The sequence below is a fragment of the Comamonas sp. BIGb0152 genome, from assembly GCF_024809975.1.
Lineage (GTDB): Bacteria > Pseudomonadota > Gammaproteobacteria > Burkholderiales > Burkholderiaceae_C > Comamonas.
In genome coordinates this window covers 36265-62531 of record NZ_JANUDY010000011.1, presented here as the reverse complement: position 1 = coordinate 62531, position 26267 = coordinate 36265, and the positions used below count along the sequence as shown (strand labels likewise).

The 26267-nt window shown below is 64.2% G+C and carries 29 protein-coding genes; 15 read left to right on the top strand and 14 right to left on the bottom strand.

Translation table 11 applies throughout. The features are described from left to right. Positions 1-99: 99 nt before the first annotated feature. Positions 100-927, top strand: coding sequence for a TOBE domain-containing protein (locus M2375_RS19325; RefSeq protein ID WP_259169603.1), 828 nt, complete (start codon positions 100-102; stop codon positions 925-927). Between the two features lie 62 nt (positions 928-989). Here the strand turns inward: M2375_RS19325 and M2375_RS19320 are convergent, their stop codons facing one another. After that, on the bottom strand, positions 990-1871 hold the full coding sequence (locus M2375_RS19320) for a LysR family transcriptional regulator (protein WP_259169602.1): 882 nt from the start codon (positions 1869-1871) through the stop codon (positions 990-992). Positions 1872-1946: 75 nt separating this feature from the next. Here M2375_RS19320 and M2375_RS19315 point away from each other — a divergent pair, with 75 nt between their 5' ends. Both M2375_RS19315 and chrA read left to right on the top strand, forming a co-directional pair. Continuing rightward, complete coding sequence (locus M2375_RS19315) at positions 1947-2903, top strand: DMT family transporter (protein ID WP_259169601.1); 957 nt, start codon at positions 1947-1949, stop codon at positions 2901-2903. A 72-nt stretch (positions 2904-2975) separates the two neighbouring features. After that, entirely contained in the window at positions 2976-4214 is a 1239-nt protein-coding gene (gene chrA, locus M2375_RS19310; protein WP_259169600.1) for a chromate efflux transporter, read from the top strand. A 179-nt stretch (positions 4215-4393) separates the two neighbouring features. On the opposite strand, the gene M2375_RS19305 is transcribed toward chrA, so the two are convergent. Next, the gene (locus M2375_RS19305) at positions 4394-5278 is read right to left on the bottom strand and encodes a LysR family transcriptional regulator (protein ID WP_259169599.1); all 885 of its coding nucleotides are present in this window, start codon (positions 5276-5278) and stop codon (positions 4394-4396) included. A 128-nt stretch (positions 5279-5406) separates the two neighbouring features. On the opposite strand from M2375_RS19305, the gene argC reads away from it, so the two are divergent. Then, entirely contained in the window at positions 5407-6333 is a 927-nt protein-coding gene (argC, locus tag M2375_RS19300; protein WP_259169598.1) for an N-acetyl-gamma-glutamyl-phosphate reductase, read from the top strand. Positions 6334-6372: 39 nt separating this feature from the next. Here argC and M2375_RS19295 read toward each other — a convergent pair whose 3' ends face one another. Further along, entirely contained in the window at positions 6373-6738 is a 366-nt protein-coding gene (locus tag M2375_RS19295; RefSeq protein ID WP_259169597.1) for a hypothetical protein, read from the bottom strand. 77 nt (positions 6739-6815) lie between these two features. On the opposite strand from M2375_RS19295, the gene M2375_RS19290 reads away from it, so the two are divergent. From M2375_RS19290 to M2375_RS19265, 6 genes are all read left to right on the top strand, one after another. After that, positions 6816-7451 (top strand): ATP-binding cassette domain-containing protein, encoded by a 636-nt coding sequence (locus M2375_RS19290; RefSeq protein ID WP_259169595.1) that lies wholly within the window; start codon positions 6816-6818, stop codon positions 7449-7451. A 132-nt stretch (positions 7452-7583) separates the two neighbouring features. Then, on the top strand, positions 7584-8411 hold the full coding sequence (locus M2375_RS19285; protein WP_259169592.1) for an undecaprenyl-diphosphate phosphatase: 828 nt from the start codon (positions 7584-7586) through the stop codon (positions 8409-8411). A gap of 197 nt (positions 8412-8608) precedes the next feature. Then, positions 8609-9136 (top strand): 2,4'-dihydroxyacetophenone dioxygenase family protein, encoded by a 528-nt coding sequence (locus tag M2375_RS19280; protein WP_259169591.1) that lies wholly within the window; start codon positions 8609-8611, stop codon positions 9134-9136. Between the two features lies 1 nt (position 9137). Continuing rightward, positions 9138-9875, top strand: a complete 738-nt coding sequence (locus M2375_RS19275; RefSeq protein ID WP_259169590.1) for an SDR family NAD(P)-dependent oxidoreductase — start codon at positions 9138-9140, stop codon at positions 9873-9875. Between the two features lie 34 nt (positions 9876-9909). Next, positions 9910-10890, top strand: a complete 981-nt coding sequence (locus M2375_RS19270; protein ID WP_259169589.1) for a tripartite tricarboxylate transporter substrate binding protein — start codon at positions 9910-9912, stop codon at positions 10888-10890. Positions 10891-10913: 23 nt separating this feature from the next. Further along, on the top strand, positions 10914-11639 hold the full coding sequence (locus M2375_RS19265) for an SDR family NAD(P)-dependent oxidoreductase (RefSeq protein WP_259169588.1): 726 nt from the start codon (positions 10914-10916) through the stop codon (positions 11637-11639). An 86-nt stretch (positions 11640-11725) separates the two neighbouring features. On the opposite strand, the gene tolA is transcribed toward M2375_RS19265, so the two are convergent. The 9 genes from tolA to M2375_RS19220 all read right to left on the bottom strand — a co-directional run bounded on the left by tolA (position 11726) and on the right by M2375_RS19220 (position 18488). After that, on the bottom strand, positions 11726-12895 hold the full coding sequence (gene tolA / locus M2375_RS19260) for a cell envelope integrity protein TolA (RefSeq protein WP_259169587.1): 1170 nt from the start codon (positions 12893-12895) through the stop codon (positions 11726-11728). Positions 12896-12906: 11 nt separating this feature from the next. Further along, entirely contained in the window at positions 12907-13341 is a 435-nt protein-coding gene (locus M2375_RS19255; RefSeq protein ID WP_182324217.1) for a biopolymer transporter ExbD, read from the bottom strand. Positions 13342-13358: 17 nt separating this feature from the next. Continuing rightward, positions 13359-14057 carry a protein TolQ gene (tolQ, locus tag M2375_RS19250; protein ID WP_259169586.1) on the bottom strand — a complete coding sequence of 233 codons (699 nt, stop codon included), beginning with the start codon at positions 14055-14057 and terminating at the stop codon, positions 13359-13361. After that, positions 14054-14467: a tol-pal system-associated acyl-CoA thioesterase gene (ybgC, locus tag M2375_RS19245; protein WP_259169585.1), complete on the bottom strand. Its 414-nt coding sequence runs from the start codon at positions 14465-14467 to the stop codon at positions 14054-14056. The genes tolQ and ybgC overlap by 4 nt, the downstream gene beginning before the upstream one ends. A 102-nt stretch (positions 14468-14569) precedes the next feature. Beyond that, positions 14570-15754 (bottom strand): pyridoxal phosphate-dependent aminotransferase, encoded by a 1185-nt coding sequence (locus tag M2375_RS19240; protein ID WP_259169584.1) that lies wholly within the window; start codon positions 15752-15754, stop codon positions 14570-14572. A 146-nt stretch (positions 15755-15900) separates the two neighbouring features. Next, the gene (gene nusB, locus M2375_RS19235) at positions 15901-16437 is read right to left on the bottom strand and encodes a transcription antitermination factor NusB (RefSeq protein WP_259169583.1); all 537 of its coding nucleotides are present in this window, start codon (positions 16435-16437) and stop codon (positions 15901-15903) included. Beyond that, complete coding sequence (ribH, locus tag M2375_RS19230; RefSeq protein WP_259169582.1) at positions 16434-16895, bottom strand: 6,7-dimethyl-8-ribityllumazine synthase; 462 nt, start codon at positions 16893-16895, stop codon at positions 16434-16436. The genes nusB and ribH overlap by 4 nt, the downstream gene beginning before the upstream one ends. 5 nt (positions 16896-16900) lie before the next feature. Next, complete coding sequence (gene ribBA, locus M2375_RS19225) at positions 16901-18022, bottom strand: bifunctional 3,4-dihydroxy-2-butanone-4-phosphate synthase/GTP cyclohydrolase II (protein WP_259169581.1); 1122 nt, start codon at positions 18020-18022, stop codon at positions 16901-16903. A gap of 175 nt (positions 18023-18197) precedes the next feature. Continuing rightward, positions 18198-18488, bottom strand: coding sequence for a 2Fe-2S iron-sulfur cluster binding domain-containing protein (locus tag M2375_RS19220; RefSeq protein WP_259169580.1), 291 nt, complete (start codon positions 18486-18488; stop codon positions 18198-18200). 379 nt (positions 18489-18867) lie between these two features. Here M2375_RS19220 and M2375_RS19215 point away from each other — a divergent pair, with 379 nt between their 5' ends. The 3 genes from M2375_RS19215 (at position 18868) to M2375_RS19205 (ending at position 24048) form a co-directional block, all read left to right on the top strand. Next, entirely contained in the window at positions 18868-19785 is a 918-nt protein-coding gene (locus tag M2375_RS19215) for an SDR family NAD(P)-dependent oxidoreductase (protein WP_259169579.1), read from the top strand. Between the two features lie 176 nt (positions 19786-19961). Then, on the top strand, positions 19962-21494 hold the full coding sequence (gene gshA / locus M2375_RS19210; RefSeq protein WP_259169578.1) for a glutamate--cysteine ligase: 1533 nt from the start codon (positions 19962-19964) through the stop codon (positions 21492-21494). 178 nt (positions 21495-21672) lie between these two features. After that, a complete protein-coding gene (locus tag M2375_RS19205; RefSeq protein ID WP_259169576.1) occupies positions 21673-24048 on the top strand; it encodes an FUSC family protein in 2376 nt (791 codons plus the stop codon). 25 nt (positions 24049-24073) lie between these two features. Here M2375_RS19205 and M2375_RS19200 read toward each other — a convergent pair whose 3' ends face one another. Together M2375_RS19200 and M2375_RS19195 are read right to left on the bottom strand one after the other, a co-directional pair. Beyond that, positions 24074-24298 carry an oxidoreductase-like domain-containing protein gene (locus M2375_RS19200; protein WP_259169575.1) on the bottom strand — a complete coding sequence of 75 codons (225 nt, stop codon included), beginning with the start codon at positions 24296-24298 and terminating at the stop codon, positions 24074-24076. Further along, the gene (locus M2375_RS19195; RefSeq protein WP_259169574.1) at positions 24295-24546 is read right to left on the bottom strand and encodes a hypothetical protein; all 252 of its coding nucleotides are present in this window, start codon (positions 24544-24546) and stop codon (positions 24295-24297) included. Before M2375_RS19195 ends, M2375_RS19200 begins: the two co-directional genes overlap by 4 nt. A 70-nt stretch (positions 24547-24616) precedes the next feature. Between M2375_RS19195 and ylqF the strand changes: the two genes are divergently transcribed. After that, positions 24617-25561: a ribosome biogenesis GTPase YlqF gene (gene ylqF, locus M2375_RS19190; RefSeq protein WP_259169573.1), complete on the top strand. Its 945-nt coding sequence runs from the start codon at positions 24617-24619 to the stop codon at positions 25559-25561. A 445-nt stretch (positions 25562-26006) separates the two neighbouring features. Further along, positions 26007-26252, top strand: coding sequence for a hypothetical protein (locus tag M2375_RS19185; protein ID WP_259169571.1), 246 nt, complete (start codon positions 26007-26009; stop codon positions 26250-26252). Positions 26253-26267 lie beyond the last annotated feature (15 nt).

The window sequence follows — 26267 nt, the reverse complement described above, 5'->3', positions numbered from 1 at the left end:
GCAGGGTTCAGCGCCGAGGCGTTCAGGCGCCTGAAGCTTCGGGCTGCCTGACTGCCTGACTGCGGGCGCGCTGGCGCAAAGCATGCGAAGATTCGCGCCATGATTCCCCAAGCATCGCTCGCCGCCGCGCTCGCCGAAAAGCGCTCTGACCGCCGCATTGAAGTGCTGCGCCACATCCAGGCATGCGGCTCCATCTCGGAGGCCGCGCGCCGCGTGGGCATCAGCTACAAGGCGGCCTGGCAGGCCTTGGATACCTTGTCCAACTTGGCGGGGGTAGCGCTGGTGCAGCGCAGCGTGGGCGGCAAAGGTGGTGGCGGCGCGCAGCTCACCGCAGATGCGCTGCTGCTGCTGGAGGCGGCTGACGCCATGGGCCATGCCCGCGAGCAACTGCATGTGCAGCTGGAGCAGGCACGGCAGCGGCCACCCCCGGCAGACAGCCAGGCACGCACAGGCGCGGGCATCTCGGTGGCCACCACCTTGGCGCGCTTGCAGGTGATGACCAGCATGCGCAACCAATGGCCCTGCGTGGTGGCCCAGCTCAGCCGCAGCGGCCCGCTGGTGCGGGTGCAGTTGCAGGGCGCCGAGGTGGGCGCGCAGTTTGTGCTGCATTCCCACATCACCGACGAGAGCGCGCAGCTGCTCGGCCTGCGCCAGGGCTTACCGGTGCTGGCCATGTGCAAGGCTACGGCGGTGACCGTGCAGCCTGCAGCAGCAGCGGCTTGCGAGGCAGCGCCAAGCGCCAATGGCTGGCGTGGCACGGTCACCCGCGCCACCCGGGGCGGCGCTGTGCAAGAGCTGGCGGTGCGCCTGACATCGGGTGTGCAGCTGGTGGGCTTCAGCCGCGAGGCATCGTCGCTGCGTGCACGGTCTGCGGTGCAGGTGACGGTGGAGCCCTCGGCGGTGGTGGTGGCGCTCAGCGGGGAGTGACACGGGCGTCTGGCGACTGATGCCCGATGCACCACGGCAGGTGCTGCAGCGCTGCACGCTGTTCAGTCCATCACCAGGCTCTTGCGGGCCTTTTTGCTGACGTCGACAAAGGCGGCTGCTGCAGGGGATAGCTTGTCAAAGCGCAGCGCGGCCAGCGCGATTTTGCGGTGGCTGCGCGGTGTCAGCCGGCGGTAGATAACACCTGCAGGCGGTGCTGGCAGCGCCAGGCGCGCAGCAATCGTCAGCGCATCGCCTTGCGCGACAAAGCCCATCATGGAGCTGAGCTGCTCAAACCGGTACAAGGTGTTGGGAACGGCGCCTTTCTCGGCCAAGAACGCGTCCACCCGGGGCCCGGAGCCCGCCGATGTGCGGATAAAAGGCTGGCCATGAAAATCCATGGCGTTGACGCTGGTCTGGCTGGCCAACGGGTGGGCGGCGGGCAGCACCGCCACCAGCTCGTCTTCGAGAAGCGGCACCGTATCAAAACGCTCATCGGGCACCACCACAAAGCCCAGCTCCACCCGGCGCTCCAGCAGCCATTGCAGCACGACGCTGTCCACCGCCTCGTCGATATGCACCTCGACATGCGGATGGGCTTGGCGAAATCGCGCCAGCAGCTGGGGCAGCAGGCGCAGGGACGAGGTCGCGCCAAAGGAGGCAATGCGCAGGCGTCCGCGTGCGATGCCGCGCTCTGCCTGTGCTTCCTGCTGCAGTGCTTCTTGTTGTTGAAGAATGTCCTGGGCGCGCACCAGCAGGCGGCTGCCCACCTCGGTGAGAGTGACCGCCGCACCATCGCGGCTGAACAGGCTCAGGCTCAAAGTGGTTTCGAGCTGTTTGATGGCGTGGCTGACGCCGCTTTGCGAGATGCCGAGCACCGCCGCCGCACGCGAGAAGCTCCCGGCCTGGGCGAGTGCTGCGAAGACTTGGAGTTGGGTAAAGGTCATGGTTCGGTCAGGCCGGAGAGGTATGAGTATTTTCTCATTCGACCATTCATCTAGATTAGCAGATAGTAGCGCCGCATGAACACCACACGATATTCCACCCATCTGGGTCTCATTGGTATGGCGGCCCTGTGGGGAGCCTCCTGGCCCTGGGGCCGCGTTGTGGCGCAAGCCATGCCACCGCTGGCAGCTGCCAGCCTGCGCTTTTTGCTGGCCAGTGCTGTGCTGCTGTTGTGGCTCGCGCGCACCGGGCGCATGGGCCGTTTGCGCAGCCTGGTGGGGTGCCAGTGGCTGGGCCTGGCGGCGGCTGCTGCGGTGGGCGTACTGGGCTATTCCGTCTTCTTCTTGCTGGCGCTTAAAACGGTGCCTGCGGGCAAGGCGGCCATGGTGGTGGCGCTCAACCCAGTGTTGACCATGCTGTTCGCGGTGCTGCTGTTTCGCGAGCGCATGAATCTGCCCATTTGCCTGGGCCTGGGGCTTGCGGTCAGCGGCACCCTGTATGCGCTGAGCGGTGGCAGCTGGGCGTTGGGGTTCGGCAGCACATCGGGTGCGGGTGAATGGCTGTTACTGGGCTGCGCTGCATGTTGGGTGGCCTATACCTTGCTGGGCCGCTTGGTGCTGAGCCACGTCGATGCGCTGACCACAACAGCTGCAACCGCCAGCATTGGCGCGCTATTGCTGCTGGTGGTCAGCCTGGTGGTCGAAGGGCCGGCCGCATGGGCAGGCCTGACCGATGTGCGGGCCGATGCCTGGTACAGCTTGATCGCGCTGGCCCTGGGTGCCACCGCGCTGGCTTACGCCTGGTACCTGAAAGGGGTGCAGGAACTGGGTGCCGGGGCAGCGGCAGCCTATATGTCGCTGGTGCCCTTGTTTGGCATGCTGCTGTCCAGTCTGTGGCTGGGCGAGCCGGTGACTGCATCCTTGCTGCGCGGCGGCAGCGCGGCCATTGTGGGCATGGGGCTGATGAACCTGGGGCGCATGCGGTTGGCGCGGCAGCCCATGCCGTTGCAGCAGGGGGGTGCGCGGCCGGGTTGAAGCCTGTGGGGCTTGGATCTGCCGCCAATGCCGCTTATGCTCCAGGCCATCCACCGCCGAGCAGCGCCCCTTATGAACACCCACCCCCGTCCGCCTGAGCCCTCCCTACCCACGGCCCCCGATGCGCCGCCGCCCCAGGGCTCTGCGCTGGAGGTGTTGGCTGCCTTTTTGAAGCTGGGCCTGACCTCGTTTGGTGGGCCGGTGGCGCACCTGGGCTACTTCCATACCGAGTTTGTGTTGCGGCGGCGCTGGATCGATGAGCGCTCGTATGCGGATTTGGTGGCACTGTGCCAATTTTTGCCCGGCCCGGCCAGCAGCCAGGTGGGCATGGCCTTGGGCCTGGGCCGTGCGGGTTGGTGGGGGGCGCTGGCGGCCTGGCTGGGTTTCACCCTGCCATCGGCCCTGGCGCTGATGCTGTTGGCCGCCGGCCTGTCGCAGTGGGCGGGCCTGGCGGCATCGGGGGCGCTGCATGGCCTCAAGGTGGTGGCGGTTGCCGTCGTGGCCCAGGCGGTATGGGGCATGGCGCGGGTGCTGTGCCCGGACCGGTTGCGTGCCGCTTGGGCGATAGCTGCCGCCTTGCTGGTACTGGCCGTGCCCTCCAGCTATGGGCAGCTGGCGGCCATCATCCTGGGCGGGGCGCTGGGCCGCTGGGCGCTGAAGCTGGGCCCGCTTCCCTCGGCGCAGCACCAGCACTATGGGGTCAGCAAGAAAATGGGGTCGTGCTTGCTGGTGGTCTATGCCGTTTTGCTGGCGCTCAGCCCCTGGGCCATTGCCACCTATGGGGGCTCGGTGCTGGCCCTCTTGAGCCAGTTCTACCAGGCCGGTGCGCTGGTGTTTGGCGGTGGCCATGTGGTGCTGCCTTTGCTGCAGGCGGGCCTGGTGCCTGGCGGGCTGGTGTCGAACGACGTGCTGCTGGCCGGCTACGGCGCCGCGCAGGCCGTGCCGGGCCCCCTGTTCACCTTTGCCGCCTACCTGGGGATTGCCATGCCCGCACCGCTGGGCGGCTGGTGGGCGGGCCTGGCCTTGTTGGTGGCTATTTTTCTGCCGGGCTTGCTGCTGGTAGCGGGCGCCCTGCCGCACTGGGAGTCTCTGCGCCAGAGGGCTGCGGTGCAGCGGGTGATGGCGGGCATCAACGCCTCGGTGGTGGGTGTGCTGCTGGCGGCGCTGTACGACCCGGTGTGGACCAGCGCCATCCATTCCAGACTGGATTTTGGCCTGGCGTTGGCCGCATTCGGGTTGCTGGTGTTTGCCCGGCTTTCACCGCTGTGGGTGGTGTTGGGCGCAGCCTTGTGCGGCTGGTGGCTGTTTTAGGGACCCTCTACAAAACTCCCTGCCGTGGCCTGAACGCGGTCTCGGGCGATCCGCTGCGTTGTCTTTCTTGTCCATAGCCCGCTATTGACTGCAAAAGACGCCTTGCGTCTCATCCCCACCCGCGCCCCTCCCATTGGGCGAGGGTTGTGCAGAGGATCCCTGGCGGGCAGCGGCAGCGCTCACACCAGGCGCAGACGCCACAGCACATCCAGTACATGTTGCGTGGAGGGCTCGACGTAGCCTGCGCGGTGGGCGATGCCCAGCCGGCGCCACAGCGCAGGGCGCAGCGGGCGCATCGCAATGCGCGCATCCGGCGGCGGGGCGCTGGCCTCGTGCGGCAGCAGGGTTGCGCCATAGCCTGCGGCGACCAGGCTCTTGATGGCATCGTTGTAGTTCAGCGCAATGCGCGGCACCGGGTGGTGGCCGTCGGTGGCAAACCATTCGCTGGTCTGGCGTGACAGGCGCGTGCTGGCATCGTTGAGGATGAGCGGCTGGCCGGCAAGCCACTGCGGCGTGATGCGGGCCGGGCACTTCCAGTCTGCGGGCACAAAGGCCATCACAGGATCGCGGCGCCAGGGCTTGATCACCAGGCCTGCCACGGCAGGTTGGGGCAGGGCGGTGACACCAATGTCCAAGCGGCCGTCCACCAGGCGCGCCAGGGTCTCCTCCGAGGTCTGGACGCTGATCTGGATGTCGATGCCCGGATGCTGATCGCGCAGCACCGCCAGCGCCTGGGGCAGCAGATGCGCGATCACCCCGGTTGATGCGCCCAGCCGCACGCGCCCTTCCAGCCCTTGCACCTGGCGCTGGATGTCGCTCAAGGCCAGCTCGGCTTCGTCCAGCAGGCGGCGCGCGCGTGCGACCAGCACTTCCCCAATGGCCGAGGGCCGGACATGCCCACGCTTGCGCGACAGAAGCGGCGCGCCAATGCGCTCTTCCAGTTCGGCAATATGCAGGCTGACCGTAGGTGGTGCCAGGTGCAAGCTATGCGCTGCGCGGATGAACGAGCCCTGGTCGGCAATGGCCACCAAGGTGCGCAAACGGTCCAGGCTGATCTCTCGCATCGCAACTCCTAGTACAGAAAACCTGAATCTCAGATTTATGAAATTCAACTTTCATTATTTTAGTGCTCGGGGGAACATAGCGGATCGATCCATGGGCAAGCGCCCCAATTCACGAAAGTCATCTGCATATGCGCACTCCTCTTGTTTTTATTGACGGCGACCAGGGCACCACGGGTTTGCAAATCCATGAGCGGCTGCGCGGGCGGTCCGATATCAGCCTCGTGACCTTGCCTGCGGCAGAGCGCAAGGACGCCAGACGCCGGGCCGAAGCCATCAATGCCTGCGATATCGCCATCCTCTGCCTGCCGGACGCGGCGGCGCGCGAGGCGGTGCAGGCCATCGTCAATCCTGCGGTACGGGTGATCGATGCCAGTTCTGCGCACCGCACACATGCCGATTGGGTCTATGGCTTTCCGGAAATGTCGGTAGCGCAGGCGGATCGCATTGCCAAGGCAAGCCGGGTCAGCAACCCTGGCTGCTACCCGACCGGTGCCATCGGCTTGCTGCTGCCCCTGGTGCAGGCGGGGCTGCTGCCTGCCAGCTACCCGGTCAGCGTGCATGCGGTATCCGGCTACTCCGGGCGCGGACGCGCGGGGGTCGAGGCGCATGAAGGCGGCGGCGGTGCCAAGCCGCTGGCCTTCCAGATCTACGGTCTGGAGCTGGCGCACAAACATGCGCCGGAGATGCAGTTGCACGCGGGCCTGGGCGCGCACCCCCTGTTTGTGCCGGCCTATGGCGCGTATCGCCAGGGCATTGTGCTGACCGTGCCGTTGGCATTGCGCATGCTGCCGCCTGGGGTGGATGCCGCCGCGCTGCAGGCCTGCCTGGCACGCCACTATGCGCAGGCGCCGCAGGTGCAGGTCTTGTCGCTGGAGGAATCTCAGGCCCTGGAACACCTGGATCCACAGATACTGAATGGCAGCAACGACATGCAACTCAGCGTTTTTCACAACGCGGCGCACGGTCAGGTGTTGCTGTCTGCGGTTTTTGACAACCTGGGCAAAGGGGCATCCGGTGCGGCGGTACAGAACCTGGACCTGATGCTGGCCGCATAGCTGGCCACGGTCGACCGGCTATTCGCCATTTGCTATTCGCTATTCGGTATCGCCCAGAAACTGCGCGGCCACCTGCTGGGCAAAGGGGTCGGGGCCGCTGAGGGTCAGGCTCAGTTGCAGCGCAGTTTGCTGCGCTGCCTGGGGCGCCAGCAGCTGGCGTTGCTGTGCATCCCACAGCAGGGCCAGTGCATCGCCTGCGCCGCTTTGCAGTTGCAGGTCCAGGTCCCAGGCATGGCCTTCGTCCAAGGGGCCTGGGCTGCCAAATGCGTCGCTGCACCAGGCCAGCACCTGCCTGACTTCTGCAGACAGCGCTGGCCAGTGCGCGGCGCTGGTGTAGGCCATGGCATCCAGGCTGGTGCAGCCTTCGCCGTCATCGCTGGTGTCAAAGTCCAAATAGTCGAGCATGGGCGGGGCTTTCATCGGTAGGCAGCGATTTTATGCTATGTTTTTAGGAGTTCAGCAACCCCTACCGACCCTTCACCATGAGCCTGCAATGGAATGCTTTGGATTTTGCCCACCCGCAGGGCTTGCCGCTGTTGCCGGGCTGGCAATGGCAGGCGGCGCCGGGCCTGGTGCAGCTGGTTGACGGCCTGAGTCTGGGCAAAACCACGGCCTTGCAGTTGCTGGCCGGGCAGCTGCAGGCCCGTGGCGGCAGCTTGCTGGTTGATGGGCAGACGACCCAGGCGCTGCAAAGGGGCGGTGATGTGTTCTGGCACGAGCCGCGCCTGGCCCAGACCATGCCGCCCAGCAACACGGTGGTGGCCGATTGGATCGCACAGCTGCGAGGCCACTACCCCGGATGGGATGAGTCCTGGTTTTCACAGTGGCAAGCGGGCTTCGATTTGACGCCCCACATGGCCAAGCCTTTGCTGGCGCTGTCTACCGGCAGTTTGCGCAAGCTGGTGATGGCGCTGGGCCTGGCCAGCGGTGCCAGGCTGGTGCTGCTCGATGAGCCGACCTCGGGGCTGGACAAACCGGCGCTGGGCTTTTTGCGCCAAGCCTTGCAAACGGCAGCGCCGCTGTTGGCCGCGCAGGGGCGCTATCTGGTGGTGGCGCATTACGAGCCGCTGCTGGAGGCAGGCGATGCCGTGCAACTGGTGGCACTGCCTGCTGGCTAGCTGGGCGCGCAGCACAGCGGGTGACGCCCCCGGCGCTGCATTGTGTAAATTTTCGTGCGCGTTCCGGCCCAGCCCTGCGGCGCGTCGTGGGCCGCTGGATAATCGGGCAGACCGATTTTTTGAAAGACTGTTGTGGACACCTTGCTATTGATCAAAGCCGCCATCATGGGCGTCGTGGAGGGGCTGACGGAGTTTTTGCCCATTTCATCCACAGGCCATTTGATTTTGGCCGGCAGCCTGCTGGGCTTTGACGATGCCAAGGCCAAGGTGTTCGACATTGCGATCCAGACCGGCGCCATCTTTGCGGTGATCCTGGTGTACTGGCAAAAAATCCGCGCCACGGTGGTGGCACTGCCGTCCAGCCGCCAGGCGCAGCGCTTTGCGCTCAATGTCTTGATTGGTTTTTTGCCGGCGGTGGTGCTGGGCCTGCTGTTTGGCAAGTACATCAAGGCGCATTTGTTCACGCCGGTGGTGGTTGCTACCACCTTTATCCTGGGCGGCTTTGTGATTCTCTGGGCGGAAAAGCGCCAGTCCGCCCATGTGCGGGTGCAGACTGTCGATGAGATGACGCCGCTCGATGCGCTCAAGGTCGGTCTGGTGCAGTGCCTGGCGATGATTCCGGGTACCAGCCGCAGTGGCTCGACCATCATCGGCGGCATGCTGATGGGTCTGTCGCGCCAGGCGGCGACTGATTTTTCGTTCTTCCTCGCGATTCCCACCCTGATCGGTGCCGGCGTCTACAGCCTCTACAAGGAGCGCGCGCTGCTGTCGATGGCCGACATTCCCATGTTTGCCACGGGCCTCGTCTTCTCCTTCATCAGCGCCTGGTTGTGTGTGCGCTGGCTGCTGCGCTACATCGCCTCCAACAGCTTTGTGCCCTTTGCCTGGTACCGCATTGTGTTTGGCATCATCGTGCTGGTGACCGCCTTCAGCGGCATGGTGAGCTGGGTCGATTCCTGATCCCCCGCCCGTGATCCCCGTACACAGCCCGGCTCCTATGCCGGGCTTTTTTGTGCGTGTTGACTGCTGTGCGGGTGCTGCCGGTCTGTCGCCAAGATGTCTTGGGGGACCAGGGCTTCGGGTTTGTCTGGGCACCGCAGGGATGGGCAGTCTCTACAATTATCCATATTATGAACTTTAGTCCATATGGTGGATAAATGCCTGTAGATAGCCCTGACCAGACCCCGTTGATGCCTTACCAGTATCCCAACCCACCCGATGCACTGCCCGAGATCGTGGTGGAGAGTGCCATCCCGACCGATGAGCGGCTTTGGGTGCCCCAGGCCGAGAACGTCTGGTTCCGCCCGCTGTGCCTGAACGCCAGCCAGGGCTACTGGATGAACCTGCTCAAGGTGCGCAAATCGGGGGTGCTCAGCCGCCACCGCCACCCCCAGGCGGTGCACGGCTTTGTGCTTAAAGGCCGCTGGAAATACCTGGAGCACGACTGGTGGGCCAAGGAGGGCAGCTATGTCTTTGAGCCGCCCGGCGAGACCCACACCTTGTATGTGCCCGAGGACTGCGAGGAGATGATCACCTATTTCCAGGTTAACGGTGTCATGTATTACACCGACCCCTGGGGCAAGGGCATGGGCTTTGAGGATGTGTTCACCAAGATAGAGATGTGCCGCAAGCACTTCGAGGCGGTGGGCCTGGGTGCGGACTACACCAACCAGTTCATCCGCTGACATGGCCGATTGCAGCTACCACTTTGGCGGCCGGGTGGCCGTGGTGACCGGTGGCGCCAGCGGCATTGGAGCCAGCCTGGTGCAAGCCTTGCAGCACTCGGGCGCCAAGGTGGCGGTCTGGGATCTGCAGGCGCCTGGCGCAGCAGATGCTGGCGATGCGCTGTTCTGCCCGGTCGATGTGACCGAGCCGGCCAGCATCCAGGCGGCGCTGGCGCAAACCTTGGCGCGACTGGGCAGGGTCGACATGCTGATCAACAGCGCCGGCATCACCGGGCCCACGATGGCGCTCGATGCCTTTGACGATGCCGTCTGGCAACGGGTGATTGACATCAACCTGGTCGGTGTCTACAACGTCTGCAAAGCGGTGGTGCCGGTATTGCGCCGCCAGGCCTATGGCCGGGTGGTGAACATTGCATCGCTGGCTGGCAAGGAGGGCACGCCCAATGCGTCGGCCTACAGCGCGGCCAAGGCCGGGGTGCTGGCGCTGACCAAATCGCTGGGCAAGGAGCTGGCGGGCAGCGGTGTGCTGGTCAATGCGGTGGCACCGGCGGCGGTGCGCACGCCCATTTTGGAGCAGATGGCGCCGGCGCATGTGGCCACGATGATTGCCAAAAGCCCGATGGGCCGCCTGGGTGAGCCCGAGGAGATTGCAGCCCAGGTGCTGTGGCTGGCGTCGGACGCCTGCTCGTTCAGCACTGGGGCGGTGTTTGATGTATCTGGTGGACGTGCGACCTATTGAAACTGCACGACGAAGTAAAAACAGAGGAGACGGTATGAACATGAGCAAAACGCGCCGAGGCGCCATCGGCCTGGTTGCGGCGGGTGCCAGCGCGGTATTGATGGCGCTGGGCAATGTTGCAGCGGCTGCTGATTTCCCGGCGCGCCAGATCGAGCTGATCGTGCCCTTTCAGCCCGGCGGTGGCACCGATGGCGTGGCCCGCGCATTTGGCGAGGCGGCGCGCAAGCACATTCCCCAAAGTGTGGTGGTCATCAACAAGCCCGGTGCCAGCGGCGCCATTGGCTGGACCGACATGATCAATGCCCGCCCCGATGGCTACAAGCTGGCCGTGGTGACGGTGGAGCTGGTGACCCTCAAGCCCATGGGCCTGGCCAAGTTCTCCTACGACGATGTGCAGCCCATCATCCAGTTCAACGCCGACCCGGCCGCCATCACGGTGCGCGCCGATGCGCCCTGGAACACGATCGAAGAGTTCCTCGCTGCCTCCAAGAAAGACCCCGGCAAGATGGGCGTGGGCAATGCCGGCAATGGTTCCATCTGGCACTTTGCGGCGACGGCGCTGGGCGACAAGACCGGCATCCAGTTCAACCATATTCCGTTCCAGGGTGCGGGCCCGGCCGTGCTGGCGCTGATGGGCGGGCACGTGGATGCCGTGGCCGTGAGCCCGGCCGAAGTGGCCCAGCAGCTGCAGGCGGGCAAGCTCAAGATGCTGACCGTGATGGCCGACCAGCGGGTGAAGAACTTTGACAAGGTGCCCACCTTGAAGGAAAAGGGCATTGACCTGAGCATTGGCACCTGGCGCGGCATTGCCGGGCCCAAGAAGCTGCCAGCCGATGTGCTGAGCTACCTCAAGGCCGCTGCCAAGAAGACGGTGGATGAGCCCGCCTTCCAGGAAGTGCTGGCCAAACAGAACCTGGGCTTTGTCTATGCCGATGACCAGGGTTTCCGCAACCAGATGATGAAGGACGCGACCTATTTCGCCGACCTGATCAAGCTGCTGGACATGAAGAACTGAGCCCAAAACGAGTGATGCGAGTGATGAGTACGACCTATCAGAAAGACCTGTTGACAGGCAAGACCGCCCTGGTGGCCGGCGCCACCCAAGGCATCGGCGCCGTGATCGCCAACCATTTGTCTGCGCTGGGCGCGCGCGTGGTTGCGCTGGGCCTGGGCGAGGGCGATGGCAGCTTGGATGCCGGGGTGGAGATGCGCCAGGCCGATGTGACCCGCCAGGCCGATCTCGATGGCGTGCTCGCCGATCTGGATGCACTCGACATCGTCTTCAACTGCGCGGGCATCATCAAGCGTGGGTTGGAGCACGATGTGGAGGTCTTTCAGCGCGTGCTGGAGGTGAACCTGACGGGCACCATGCGGGTCTGCACGGCCACGCGTGACAAGCTGCGCGCCCGGCGCGGCTGCATCGTCAACACCGCGTCGATGCTGACCTTTTTTGGTGGCGGCCTGGTGCCGGGTTACGCGGCCAGCAAAGGTGGCATTGGCCAGCTGACCAAGTCCTTGGCGATTGCCTATGCGGCCGATGGCATCCGTGTCAACGCCATTGCGCCGGGCTGGATTGCCACGCCGTTGACCCAGGCCTTGCAAGACGACCCGGCCCGCGCGGGCCCCATCCTGGCACGCACGCCGCTGGGGCGCTGGGGCACGCCCAAGGATGTGGCGCAGGCGGCGGTTTTCCTGTGTACACCGGCTGCCAGCTTTATGACCGGGGTGATTTTGCCGGTCGATGGCGGGTATATGGTTAGCTGAGGCAGCAGCCCGCTGCCTTGTCACAAAGACAAATGCCCTCGGCCGATGTGGCCGAGGGCATTTTTTTTTGGGAAGGCGGATGGCTCTTAGTCCTTGGGCCGGAAGCCAATCACCAGGCTGGGCGGCACCCGGCCATCGGTGTCGCGGGGCAGGGTTTCGGTCTTGTGCATCGCGCGGACCACGGCATCATCCCAGGCCTTGTTGCCGCTGGACTTGGTGACGCGCACGCCGACAATGGTGCCGTCGGGCGCGGCGCGCACTTCCAGCTCGGCACGCGGGTTGCCCTGGATGTCATCGGGGAAGGTGATATTGGGGCGTACCTTGGCAGCGACCTTGCCGCCATAGCCGGCAGATGGGCCACCCTGGCCGGATGCGGTGCCCGAGGGTGAGCCGCCTTGGCTGCTGCCGGCGGCACCCGCAGCGCCTGCCATACCGGCCATGCGCGCAATATTGGCCTGGCGCTGGGCTTCGGCGGCCTTGGCATCAGCGGCTGCCTTGGCTTTGGCGTCTGCAGCGGCCTTGGCCTTGGCGTCTGCTGCTGCTTTGGCTTTCGCATCTGCAGCAGCCTTGGCTTTGGCATCGGCTTCCGCCTTGGCCTTCTCAGCCTTTTCGCGCTCGGCCTTGTCTTTCTCGGCTTTCTCGCGGGCGTCCTTGTCTTTTTGCAGACGGTCTTTCTTGTCTTGCTCGGCCTGCTTCTTGCGCTCGGCGTCCTTGCGGTCTTTTTCCGCTTTGTCGGCTTTTTCGCGGGCGTCTTTGTCCTTTTGCAGGCGTTCCTGGCGCTCTTCTTCCAGGCGGTCCTTCTTGTCCTGTTCAGCCTGCTTCTTGCGATCGGCTTCCTTGCGCTGGGCCAGCTCGCGCTCCTTTTGCTCGCGCTGTTTGGCTTCCTGCTCTTTTTTCTTGCGCAGGGCGATCTCGGCCTCCTGGTCGTCGTCATCCGGCACTGCGGCTGCCGGCTTGGGCGTCGTCACCACCGGGGCGGGCGCAGGCGGAGGAGGCGGTGGCACAGGGGCCGGGGGCGGCGGTGCCACGGGTGGCGGAGGCGGCGGTGGCGTCAGCGGCGCGGGCGCGGCCTGCTCATTGGTGGGTGCCCACAACTCGGCCTCGACCGAGGGCTGGTCGCTGTCACGCGGGTTGCGCACGGTCCACAGCAAGGCGATGACCACCAGCAGGTGGGCCACGGCCGCCACGGTCCAGGACTTGGTGCGCGACGGAGGTTTGGGAGGGGCAAGCTGATCGCGCTCTTGACGAGGAGACATGGACACTTTTCTTACTGGCTGCCGCCCGCCACTTGCAAGGCCACGCGTTTAACGCCGGCCTTCTGCAGGGTCGACATGGCGTCGATGACCTTCTGGTAGCTCAGGTCCTTGTCGGCCACGATGAGCATGGCGCTGTCGTCTGGGGGATTGTCGGCTTGCCAGGACTTGGCCACATCGGCCAGGTCGCCAGCGGCCACTGCTTGCGTGCGGTTGCCCACCATCAGCTTGACGGAGCCGTCCTTGTCCAGCAGGACATGGGCGATGTTCTTGGTCGGGGGGCGCTCGCTCTTGCCTGCCTTGGGCAGGTTGATGGCCCCCGGTGTCAGCATGGGGGCGGTGACCATGAAGATGATCAGCAGCACCAGCATCACGTCGATGAAGGGCACCATGTTGATTTCGTTGACGGTGCGGCGGTTGCGTTTTCCGCGAGAGGCGACGGCCGGCATGGCTGTTTCCTTTGTGTTTAGTGCGCAGCGTGCAGCGGCTGGGCACCCAGATTGCGCTGCAGGATGTTGGAGAACTCTTCGATGAAGGTCTCTTGCTGGCTGGCGATGCGGTCAATGCCGCTGGAGAAGCGGTTGTAGGCGGTCACGGCGGGAATGGCGGCAAACAGGCCCATGGCGGTGGCCACCAGGGCTTCTGCAATGCCGGGCGCCACGGTGGCCAAGGTGATCTGCTCCATGTTGGCAAAGCCGGTAAAGGCGTGCATCACGCCCCAGACCGTGCCGAACAGACCGACATAGGGCGAGACCGAGCCGATGGTGCCCAGCAGCGACAGGCCCGATTCGATCTCGTCCATCTCGCGCTGGAAGCTGGCGCGCATGGCGCGGCGCGTGCCGTCGAGCAAGGTGTCGGGGTTGGTGATGTGGCGTTCGCGCAGTTTTTGGTACTCGCGCATGCCGCTGGCAAAGATGCGTTCCATCGGGCCGCAGGCTTTGACGTTGTGCATCGCATTTTGGAACAGCTCGTTGAGGCTGGAGCCGGACCAGAAGTCGCTCTCGAAGCTCTCATTCTTGTTCTTGATGGCTTTGAGCATGCCGACCTTGCGCAGGATCGTTGCCCAGCAGGCGACCGAGGCGGCCACCAGGATCAACATCACGAGTTGCACCACCCAGCTGGCATGCAATACCAGGCTGGCAATGGACATTTCTTGGGAATTCATGAGATGGTTTGGATCAGGGATTGAGGAATTCTTGCCGGGCGCATGCTGACAGCGTCGACCCAGCCGATACGGATTGTGCCCTCACACAGCAGTTGAGGTGTATCTGTTGGTTGCTTCGGTTTTAAGAGCACCTGCTGTGCGATTTGCATCGAGGCACGCCCCGCAGCTTGGAGTTCTGCGGTGACGATGAGTTCATCATCCAGGCGTGCAGGTTGTAAATATTTGATATTTGCTTCGCTGACCACGAACATACCACCGACCTGTTCGCGCAGGCGTTGCTGCTCCAGTCCCAGCGAGCGCAGCCATTCGGTGCGGCCCCGTTCCATGAACTTGAGGTAGTTGGCATAGAACACGATGCCGCCAGCGTCGGTATCTTCCCAGTAAATGCGGATCGGGAACTCATAGGCCATGGAGATAGCCCTTTAGGTCAAATTGATAGCTTTGAAACAAGGCCAACATGCGCTTTTCCGCTGGTTGCATGGGAAGGGCGCGGAGCATGGGCATGTTCATCATCAAGCCAGCAGTTGGCGCAGCCGGGCGATGGCTTCTTGCAACTGCGCCATCGAGTTGGCGGTGGAAAAGCGCACAAAGCGGCCGGTGTCGTGGCTGCCAAAGTCGCGCCCCGGCGTGATGGCCAGATGGGCGCGCTCCATCACCGCATAGGCAAAGTCCCAGGAGCCTTCGACACCGAGCTTTTTGGCGGCCTGCGTGCAATCAGCCCAGGCGTAGAAGGCGCCATCGGGCACCACCGGAACGGGCAGGCCCAGCGCTTCGAGTGCGGGGATGAAGTAATCGCGCCGGGCTTTGAACTCGGCGCGGCGGCGCTCGTACTCGGCCAGGCTCTCGGGCGCAAAACAGGCCAGCGCCGCGTGTTGGGCAATGGTGCTGGCGCAGATGAACAGGTTCTGCGCTACGCGCTCGACCACCGGCACCAAGGCTTCGGGCACCACGGCCCAGCCCAGGCGCCAGCCGGTCATATTGAAGTACTTGCTAAAACTGTTGATCGAGATGATGTTGTCATCGATGGCCAACGCCGTCTGGCCGTAGGCATCGTCATGGGACAGGCCCAGGTAGATCTCGTCGATGATGGTCAGGCCGTCATGGGCCTTGACCACCTCGTGGATGCGGCGCAGCTCTTGCGGCGCAATCGAGCTGCCCGTGGGGTTGGAGGGCGAGGCCAGCAGCACGCCACGGGTCTTGTCGCCCCAGGCGGCTTGCACCTTGTCGGCGCTGAGCTGAAAGCGTTCATCGGCGGTGGTGGGCAGCAGCACGGCCCGGCCTTCTGCCGCACTGACAAAGTGGCGGTTGCAGGGGTAGCTGGGGTCGGGCATCAAAATTTCGTCACCGGCATCAATCAGCGACAGGCAGACCAGCTGCAAGGCGGCCGATGCGCCTGCGGTGATGACGATGCGGCGCGCTGGCACATCCACGCCAAAGCGCTGGGCATACCAGTCGGACAAGGCTTGGCGCAAAGGTTCGATGCCCAGCGCCGGTGTGTATTGGGTGCGGCCTTCGCGGATGGCGCGCTCAGCCGCTTGCTGCACCAGCGGCGGGGCGGTGAAATCGGGCTCGCCGATATTGAGGAAGATCATCGGCTCCGCGCTGCCCGCCACCTGGGCCGCCAGTGCCTGGGCGGCCTTGGCGACCTCCATCACATAAAACGGCTCAATGCGCTGGGCTCGGGTGGCGATTTTCATGGTCTTCAGCTCGGATCAGAGGTCTCCCATGGCGTTGGTGGCACATGGGCAAGCACGGCGTGCTATCAAAAGTATAACTGGCGGCTGCGAAGCCCTTAGAAAAAACCGATGCCAGCGCGCAGGCATGGGCATCGGTGTGGGCCGCATCAGGCCGCGTTGTTGCGGTCAGCGTTCACTTCGGCAGCGCGCAAGCTGGGGGCCAGGGCGTTGAGCACGGCGTTCACATACTTGTAGCCATCGGTGCCGCCAAACTCCTTGGCCAGCTCGATGCTTTCGTTGATGACCACGCGCCATGGCACATCCAGGCAGTGCTGGAATTCATAGACGCCAATCCACATGCAGGCATGCTCGATGGGCGAGAGCTCGTTCATCTTGCGGTCAAGATGGGGCGTGATCTGGGCATTGAGCTGTTCGGCGCTCTCGATGCAACCATGCAGCAGCGCATCGTAATGGGCGGCATCGGCCTTGTGAAAGCCGGCCAGCTCGCGCGTGAACAGGTCGATCTCGGTGGCGCTGTTGCCGCTCAGGATGTACTGGTAGAGCGCCTGCAGCGCGAACTCACGCGAGCGGCTGCGGGTGGACTTGGAGGCAGCTTTGCGTGCGCCGGTGGAGGTCAGTCCCTTGCGGGTCTGGCGCGGCGGGCGCTGGCTGGAGGAGGACTCGCTCTGGTCGTTTTCGTTCATAGTGTTTTCAGCAGATTGGCCATCTCGACAGCGACGATGGCGGCATCGCGCCCCTTGTCGGTTTGGCGAGCGATGGCCTGGGCTTCGTCTTCAGTGGTGAGGATGGCATTGGCGATCGGGATCTGGAAATCCAGGCCAATGCGTGTAACGCCGGCGCCCGATTCGTTGGCCACCAGCTCAAAGTGGTAGGTTTCGCCGCGGATGATGCAGCCCAGGGCGATCAGCGCGTCAAATTCCTCGGATTCGGCCATGGCTTGCAGGGCAATCGGCACTTCAAGAGCGCCGGGGACCTGGACATGGCGAATGTTTTCGGCTTGCACGCCCATGGCGGCCAGCTCTTGCAGGCAGGCCTGGGCCAGGCTGTCGGTGATGCTTGCATTGAACCGGGCCTGCACAATACCGATGGCGAGCGCGCTGCCATCCAAGTTTGCTGCGTTGCCTTTTTCTGCTCCAAACATGCTTGTTATTCCTTGCTGATATATCCGGTGATCTCGAGCCCGTAGCCCGCCATGCTGGGCAGGCGGCGGGGCGCGCCCATCAGGCGCATTTTTTGCACGCCGCAGTCGCGCAGGATCTGGGCACCAATGCCATAGGTGCGCAGGTCCATGCGGCCGCGCTCGGGCGCTTGTGCGGCGCGGGCCTTGCCATCGAACTGGCTGACCAGTTGCGCGGCGCTTTCATTGCAGTTGAGCAGCACGGCCACGCCGCAGTCTTGCTGCTGCAGGTAGGCCAGGCTGGCGTCCAAGGTCCAGCTGTGCATGGCACGGCCGGTTTCCAGCAGGTCCATCACCGACAGTGGCTCATGCACGCGCACCGGCACATCGCTCTCGGCCTGCACGCTGCCTTTGACCAGCGCCATGTGCACCGCGTGGCTGGCGTGGTCCTGGTAGAGGTGGGCGGTAAATTCGCCATGCGCCGTTTGCAGCGGGCGGCTGCTGATGCGCTCGACCAGCGATTCGTGGCGGCTGCGGTATTCAATCAGGTCGGCAATGGTGCCAATCTTGATGCCGTGCTCAGCGCAGAACAGCTGCAGATCGGGCAGGCGGGCCATGGTGCCGTCGTCTTTCATCACCTCGCAGATGACGGAAGAGGGCGAGCAGCCAGCCAGGCGCGCCAGGTCGCAACCGGCTTCGGTATGGCCGGCGCGCATCAGCACGCCGCCATCGACCGCTTGCAAGGGGAAGATATGGCCGGGTTGCACCAGGTCGTGGGCCTGGGCATCAGGCGCGACGGCGGCCTGCACGGTGCGGGCGCGGTCTGCGGCGGAGATGCCGGTGGTCACGCCCTCGGCGGCCTCGATGGAGACGGTGAACGCGGTGGACAGCGGCGCGCCGTTGTTGGCGGTCATCTGGCGCAGTTGCAGGCGCTCGCAGCGCTCGCGGGTCAGGGTCAGGCAGATGAGGCCCCGGCCCCACTTGGCCATGAAGTTGATGGCTTCCGGTGTGACATGGTCGGAGGCCAGCACCAGGTCGCCTTCGTTCTCGCGGTCGGCTTCATCGACCAGAACGACCATGCGGCCAGCGCGCATCTCGGCAACAATGTCCTCCACCGCAGAGATCGGTGCTGGAGTCAGGGGGCTGCTCATGGAATGCCTTTAAAGAACGGGTGTCGTGTCACGGCGCAGCGATGCGGCGCCTCAGACAGTAAAAACCCCAATTTTAGACCAGCTGCTCCCCGGCTGGGGCGCTTTGGCCGTTCTGGGGACTGGCGTGCCGGGTCAATTGCCGCCTAGAGGGTGCTGTTTACCCGCTTCCGCAGCCTCAATACTCGCCGCGCATCAGCACCACATTGCCATCCGGGTAAGCCACGCAAGGCAGGATGCAGCCGGCCTCTTTGTCCTCGGGGCTGAGCCCGGGCCATTCGATCTCATAGTGCACGCTGCCCGATTTGAGCCGGCCCACGCAGGTGCGGCAGGTGCCATTGCGGCAGGAGCTGGGCCAGTCCACGCCGCCTTCTTCCAGCGATTGCAGCAGTGGCGTGTCTGCCCAGGCATCGACCTGGATGTCTTCGTTGTCGATCTGGGCGTTGTAGAGCTCGGGGGTGATGGGCATGGGATGTAATAAGTAAGCTGCCAATGAACCGACGGGCGAAGGCGTCATGGCCGTCTGGCTTCCGCAGTAAATATCAAAAGCATAGCGGCCCCGCAAGCTGTGGTAAGCACTGCTGCTGGACAACCCGCATGGGACCGGATTTGCTGAAATTGCGGGCAATGTAACACGCGGCTAATAAAAACATGGGCTTAGCGGGTTAAAAAGCGGGTGAGCGTAAGTTATCCACATGGTTGTTCAGCCATTTTCGGGATAACCCTAGGCCAGCGCCGGCCATGTCCCGCCTGCGTCTGTCGCCCAAGCGCCGCGCAAAGCAAATGTGAACACGTACAGTTCGAAGGCATCAGGGGCTATCAGCCCGCTTTTCATAAGGTGCGAACGTATGGGTCTGGATTTCAGCGACAAGGTGGCGATTGTGACGGGGGCCGGCGGCGGGCTGGGGCGTGAACATGCATTGGCGCTGGCCCGGCGCGGGGCCAAGGTGCTGGTCAACGACCCGGGCGGCGCGGTGGATGGCCAAGGCAACTCCTCGGCGGCCGAGATGGTGGTGCGCGAGATCGAGGCACTGGGCGGCACGGCCATGGCCAGCCATGCCTCGGTAACCGACTGGCCGGCCGTGCAAGCCATGGTGGCCCAGGTGATCGAGCACTGGGGCCAGGTGGATGTGCTGGTCAACAACGCCGGCACCTTGCGTGACAAGAGCTTTGCCAAGATGGAGCTGGACGATTTCCGCGCGGTGCTGGAAGTGCATCTGATGGGCAGCGTGCACTGCTGCAAAGCGGTGTGGCCGTGGATGCAGGCGGCTAACTATGGCCGCATTCTGGTGACCACCTCGTCATCGGGCCTGTTTGGCAATTTTGGCCAAAGCAACTATGCCGCTGCCAAGATGGCCTTGGTGGGCTTGATGCAGACCCTGGCCTTGGAAGGGGCCAAGTACAACATCCATGTGAATGCGCTGGCGCCCACGGCGGCCACGCGCATGACCGATGGCCTGATGGTGCCCGAGATGCTGCGTGCGCTGCGGCCCGAGCTGGTCAGCCCGGCCATGCTGGCGCTGGTGCACGAGAGCGCGCCCAGCCGCACCATCCTGTGCGCAGGGGCCGGCAGTTTTGAGGCCTCGCACATCACCATGACGCGCGGCATACACCTGAGCGCCGACAACGTGCCGCTGGAAGAGATGGACCTGCACCTGTCCCAGCAGTGGGCCGAGCTGACCGACCGCCGGGGCGATATCGTGCCGGACAATGGCTTTGTGCAGGGCGATCTGGAAATCCGCAAGGCGCAGCAGAAACTGCACTGAGCTGGTACATAAAGCAACAGAAACCGCGTTTGCAACAGCTTCTTACTATGACTGGCCAGGCCTTGCTTTGGGCCCTGGGTTAAATCCCGAAAGCCGGTCGGGCTGAGCGTGCAATACTCTGCCAGTCGCCGGGCAACCTGCTATCGTGCAGCCCGGCTTAGACAAGAACAACGCAGATGAACCATATCCAACAACGCATTGATGCGATTGGCGCGCAGCGCCTGCTTCAGATGGGGCGCGGCATTGAGAAAGAAGGCTTGCGCGTGACCGATGAGGGCGCGCTGGCCCTCACGCCGCACCCGGCTGCTTTGGGCTCGGCGCTGACGCACAGCAGCATCACCACCGATTTCAGCGAGTCGCAGATCGAGATCATCACCGGCGTGCACCAGGGCGTGCAGGCCTGCCTCGATGAGCTGGCCGAGGTGCACCAGTATGTCTACCAGGTGCTGCAGGCCAACGACGAGCGGCTGTGGATTTCGAGCATGCCTTGCTCCCTGCCGTCTGACGAGAATATTCCGCTGGGGCGCTTTGGCACCTCGCACATCGGCCGCTCCAAAAGCATTTACCGCATGGGCCTGGGCCACCGCTATGGCCGGCGCATGCAGACCATCTCGGGCATCCACTACAACTGGTCGCTGCCAGGCGTCAGCAGCGAGGCCTACTTTGGGCTGATCCGCAATTTCCGCCGCCAGGCCTTTTTGCTGCTGTACCTGTTTGGCGCGTCGCCGGTGCTGTGTCCCTGTTTTGTGCAGGGCCGCCCGCACCAGCTGCAGCCGCTGGGCGATGGCCAGGGTGCCCTGCACCTGCCCCACGCCACCTCGCTGCGCATGGGCCGCCTGGGCTACCAAAGCGATGCGCAGGCTTCCATCAGCGTCAGCTACAACGATCTCAAAGGCTATGCCGATTCGCTCTACGGCGCCTTGACCCAGCCTTACCCCGCCTATGAAAAGGTGGGCATCCTCAACCCCGGCGGCGAGTACAACCAGCTGGGCACGAGCTTGCTGCAGATCGAGAACGAGTTCTACGGCACCATCCGCCCCAAGCGCACCGTGCAGCGCGGCGAGCGCCCGCTGCATGCGCTGCGCGAGCGCGGCGTTGAGTACGTCGAAGTGCGTTTGATGGATATCAATCCCTTTGACAGCATGGGCATCTCGGCATCGACCATGCGTTTGCTGGATGTGTTTTTGCTGCACTGCCTGCTGAGCGACAGCCCGCCTGATTCGCCCGCCGAGATTGCCGAGATGAAGCACAACCAGCACATGGTGGCCGAGCGCGGCCGCGAGCCCGGCCTGAATTTGCAGCGCCAGGGCAAGGAAGTGCGGCTGACCGAATGGGCGCAGGAGATTCTGCAAGCCTGCCAACCGATAGCCGCTGCCCTTGACCAGGCCCATGGCACGCAAGACTACAGCCAGGCGCTGGCGCAGTCCCAAGCGCTGTTGGCCAACCCGGCGCAGACGCCGTCGGCACAGGTGCTGGCGGTGGTGAGCGAGCAGTTCGGCACCTCGTTCAAGGCCTTTGGTGCGGCCCAGTCGCAATGGGCCCGCGCGCAGACCTTGGCCCGGCCCTGGAACGACGCGCTGACCGCCAAGTACCAGGAACTGGCAGCCAAGTCGATCCAGGCGCAAAAAGACATGGAAGCAGCCGACACGGTGCCGTTCGAGGAATGGCGCCAGTGCTACATGTCACCCGAGCACCTGGTCGTTTCTTAAGAGAGCCCCAGACCCCATAGCCCGCCACTGCGGGCTTTTTTGTTGCTGACAGACTGCAGTGCGCTGGGGGAGAATGCAAGAGATTGCAAGCCGCTCAGTGCTTCTGTTTTGATAGCTAACCTGGGTCGCTATCATTTGTCCGACATTCCTCGGCGTTGAATTCTCGTATTGTTGTCCCATGGCGCATTTCTCTTCCGACCGCAGTTGGCGCACCTTCAAGCGTGGCCTGCTCAACCACTATGTGCTCAATGGGCTGGAAGTGGCGCTGGGCCTTTTTCTCGTCACCACCCTGGTGCAGCTGATCTGGGGCACGCAGCATGCGGCGGCCGCGTCGGTCGGGGTGATTGTCACCATCATTGTGGATAATCCCGCGCCGCGCCGGGGCAAGTTCTGGCGCATGCTGCCCGCGCCGGTGCTGGGCGCGCCGCTGTTCTTTCTGGTGCAGTTGCTGCACCAGCACCTGGTGCTGCTGGGCGTGGTGGCCGTGATGTCCACTTTTCTGGGCTTTTTGTGGATGGCCTGGGGCAAGCGCGGCGCGCCGATTGCGATTGCCGTGGTGCTGGCCATGGTGCTGGGTATGTCGGTGCCCAAGCCGGCCGAAGGGCAGCTGCTGGCAGCGGCGGCCGAATCCACCCTGTTTTTCAGCATTGGTGCCGGCATGTTCTTGGTGTATGCGGTCATCGCCAACACCTTGCTGAACTTTCGCTACCGCGTGCAGTTTATTGCCGATACCGTCTTGTCGCTTGCCGCCTTGATGCTGGAGCAGGCGCGCATGGTGCTGCCAGAGGCGGCCCGCCATGTGGGGCTGGACGGCGAGACGGTGGATGGCGAAGCCTATGGTGACAACCTGGCCGACCGCAATTTTGGCAAGTTCTCGCGCTCGGGCCAGCCCCAGCAGCACATGGGCCAGCTGATGGCCCGGCATGCGGCCTTTGCCGACCAGTTGCAAGCCGCCCGCGACATTGTGCTGGAGAGCCCGCGCACCCCCCGCCGCCAGCGCCTGGCCGGCATGCTGCTGCAGATGCTGGAGATCCGCGACCATCTGCTGGCCTGCGAGCTGGACCTGGAGCATTTGCGCAAGGCACCCGAGCAGGCGCCCATGCTGCTGGCTCAGCAGGCCACGCTGCGCGCCTTGGCCATGGAGCTGGTGCACCTGGCCGATAGCCTGCTGCTGGGCCGCAAGCCCCGCCCGATGAGCAACCTGGATGCCTTGCTGCGCCCCATGCAGATGGCCAGCAAGCTGCCGGTGCAACGGCTCGAAGAAACGCTGCCCGACCACTACGACACGGATGTATCGCCCCAGGCGCTGTCGCGTGAGCTGAGTGAGCGCATCGTGCGCATCCATGCAGAGGTAAGCCGCCTCGTCGGCCTGGGGCGCGACGAGGTGGAGCCCGATCTGGCCGTGGTGCGGGCCAGCTGGCAAATGTTTGTCAGCCCCACTGCCTGGTCCTGGACGCCGTTCAAGGGCCTGATGAGCTGGGATGCGCCGCCGCTGCGCCACGCCATCCGCGCGGCGCTGGCCATTGCGGTGGGCTACCTGGTGGTGCAGATGCTGCCCTGGAATGCCCATGCCTACTGGGTGCTGCTGACGATCGTGGTGGTGCTGCGCGGCAGCCTGGCGCAAACCCTGGAGCGGCGCACGATCCGGGTGCTGGGCACCTTGCTGGGCTGCGTGGCGGCCTTGGCGATTTTGTCGGCGCACCTGTCGCCACTGGGCCTGATTCTGTGCCTGACCTTGGCCCAGGGCGTCTCGCACGGCTTTGCGCTGCGCCGCTACCTGTTTACCGCGATGGGCGCCACGGTGCTGGGTCTGGTGCAGGCGCATATGTTGCATGCTGGGGGCAGCACCACCTTCCATATGTTCGAGCGTGTCGTCGACACCTTGATCGGCACCGGCATTGCCTGGGCCTTTGCCTATGTGCTGCCGTCCTGGGAGCGCTCGCAGCTGCCGGCGCTGGTGCAGCGGGTGCTGAAGGCCCAGGCTGCGCATGCCAGTACCTCCTTGGCGGTGGACCAGCTGCAGGCGGTAGACAATGCGCCCGAGCTGGCCTGGCGCCTGGCGCGGCGCGAGGCTTATGACAGCCTGTCCGCGCTGATCCAGGCCGTTGACCGCTCACTGAAAGAGCCGCGCGCGGTGCAGCCGCCTCTGCAGGCGCTGGAGCTGTTCCAGGCCCATTGCTACCAGCTGCTAGGCCAGATGTCCTCGGTCAAGATCATGCTGATGATGCGCCGGGGCCAAACACCGTCGCCGTTTGCCGTGCAGCAGCTCAAAGACACCGCTGCCAGCATCGATGCCTGTTTGCTGCAATCGCCCCCGTTGCCAGCCGCCGCTGAAGGCGATGCCCAGCGCCCGGCCAAGATGCCCGCACCCGAGCGCGTGCCTGGTCCCGAGGACCGCGACCAGCTCATTCCCTGGCTGATGCGGCGGCTGGCTACCGCGCGCATTCTGGCCAGCCAGCTGCAGCAGGATGCCGTGCAGATCCGCCAGTTGCTGGCGCGTGAGGAGACCTTGCCGCCCGTGCAAGCCGAGCCCGCCCAGGCGCAATCTACTTGAGCTTGTGCAGCGCGGAGGCAGAGGCTTAGGGCTTCAGCGCCTCCAGCGCGCATTCCTGCCAGTACATCGCCGCGGCAAAAAAACCTTCCCAGACGCAGCCATTGCAGCCCCGGCCACAGCAGGTGGTGGGGGCGGTTGGGGGTTCGCGCAGAACGATTTGCCGGGCGCTGGCGCTGGCCTGCAGTGCGGCAAAGCACTGGCGCGCCTCACGCAAACTGCCCAGTGGCGCAGGGGCAGCAGCAGGGTTCACTGCGCAGGCCGAGGCGGCACGGCCTTGCGGCGCAGGCCAAAGCGCAGCACAAAAGCCGCGCCCAATACCAGGGAAAACCAACCGACTGCGGGCGCCTTGGCAAAAACTCCCTGCACAATATCGCCCTGAGCGACATAGGGCGAGACCACAATCACCAGCCCTATCAAGACCAAGATGATGCCTTTGATGAGCAGGTCCTGATCGGATTTGCGCTGCGCATCCCACTGGCGTTGAGATATAGAAGACATGGCAGCATTATCCGGCACAGCGCAAGCGTGTGCGCAATGCCCATCTGCCATTCCCCCCGAAAGCACGAGTATGAGTATCCAATGGTTCCCCGGGCATATGCACCTGACGCGCAAGCTGATTGCCGAGCGCATCAAAGACATCGATGTGGTCATCGAGGTGCTGGATGCGCGCATGCCCGGCTCAAGCGCCAATCCAGCGCTGACGGAGCTGACCGGCCACAAGCCCACCCTCAAGATCATCAACAAGCAAGACATGGCCGACGCCAGCCGCACGGCGCTGTGGGTGGCATGGTATGAGGCGCAGTTCGAGACCAAGGCCTTGCCGCTGGATGCGAGCGAGCCGGCGCCCGCCAAGCGCCTGGTGGAGGCCTGCCGCCAATTGGCCCCTGGGCGCGGCGGCATGGCCAAGCCCATGCGGGTATTGATCTGCGGCGTGCCCAATGTGGGCAAGTCCACCTTGATCAACAGCATGAGCGGCAAGAGCCAGGCCAAGGCGGGTGATGAGGCGGGGGTGACCAAGGACGAGCAGCGCATTGTGCTGGCCGACGACTTCTACCTCTGGGACACGCCCGGCATGCTCTGGCCCAAAATCATCGTGCCGGAGTCAGGCTACAAGCTGGCCGTTTGCGGCTCGGTCGGGCGCAACGCCTATGACGATGAGCTGGTGGCGCTGGAGCTGCTGCTGTACCTGCAAAAGCACTACCCCCGCCAATTGGACGAGCGCTACAAGCTGGGCCTGGATGACGCCGAGCTGGCCGCGCTGGGCGATGACGAGCTGCTGACCTTGATTGGCAAAAAGCGCGGCGCGGTGATGGGCGGTGGGCGCATCAACATGCAAAAGGCGGCCGAGCTGCTGATTACCGACTTTCGCACCCAAATGCTGGGCCGCATCACCGTGGAGACCCCTGCAGAGTTTGAGCAGTGGCGCGCAGCAGGCGAGGCGGCCGAGGCCTTGCAACAAGCCAAGAAGGCTGAGCATGCCAAGCATCGCAAGGCGGGCCGCAAGCGCTACTGATCCACAAGGCGCGCCAGCGGCGGTTTTGACTACCGTTGGCGTGTTGCTGCGTTTTATGCGCAAAAAGCCGCGCAAAAGAGGCGGAAGCCAGCGGTTGCCGGTTAGTTTTATGCAACAGGCTGTATATGGGGCTTGCGTAGTTAAGAACTTTCCGCTATAGTCCAGCCTTCGTCTTCTTATCGCTGCAGTAACGAATGACCTTCTGCAGCGCACCATTGGGAGTTTTTGCTATGTCCTGTTTCATGTTCAACCCTCTCCACTGAACACGGTTTCTGCCCCGGCTAAACCATGTTTATATGGTTTAGCCTCGGCCTAGATTGCCGCCTGCACGCCTGCAGCCGGAATCGACAAAAGCCCTGGCTACTTCGCCGGGGCTTTTTGTTTTGGGGCTTTGTTGCGCCGGCCTTTGGCTGAAGGCGCGCCAAGCCCCTGAGGAACCGCACAGATGAGTGCAAAAACGGTTTCCCGTGCCTTTGAAGAGGGCCGGGTCAAGGCCTTGCGCCGCATGAAGCAGCCTATCGCGCTGCTGATTGTGGCCGATGCCACTCCTTTCAACCCTGTTGCCAAAGCCATGGCCCAGCGGCGTCTGTCCGGCGCTGCGGGCAAGCACATCCGCAGCCAAGGCGCCCAGCGCCGTGCCGACCGGATGGCCCTGCAGCAGATGACGCGCAAAGCCGACCCAGGGGATTGAGTCGATGCGCAGGAT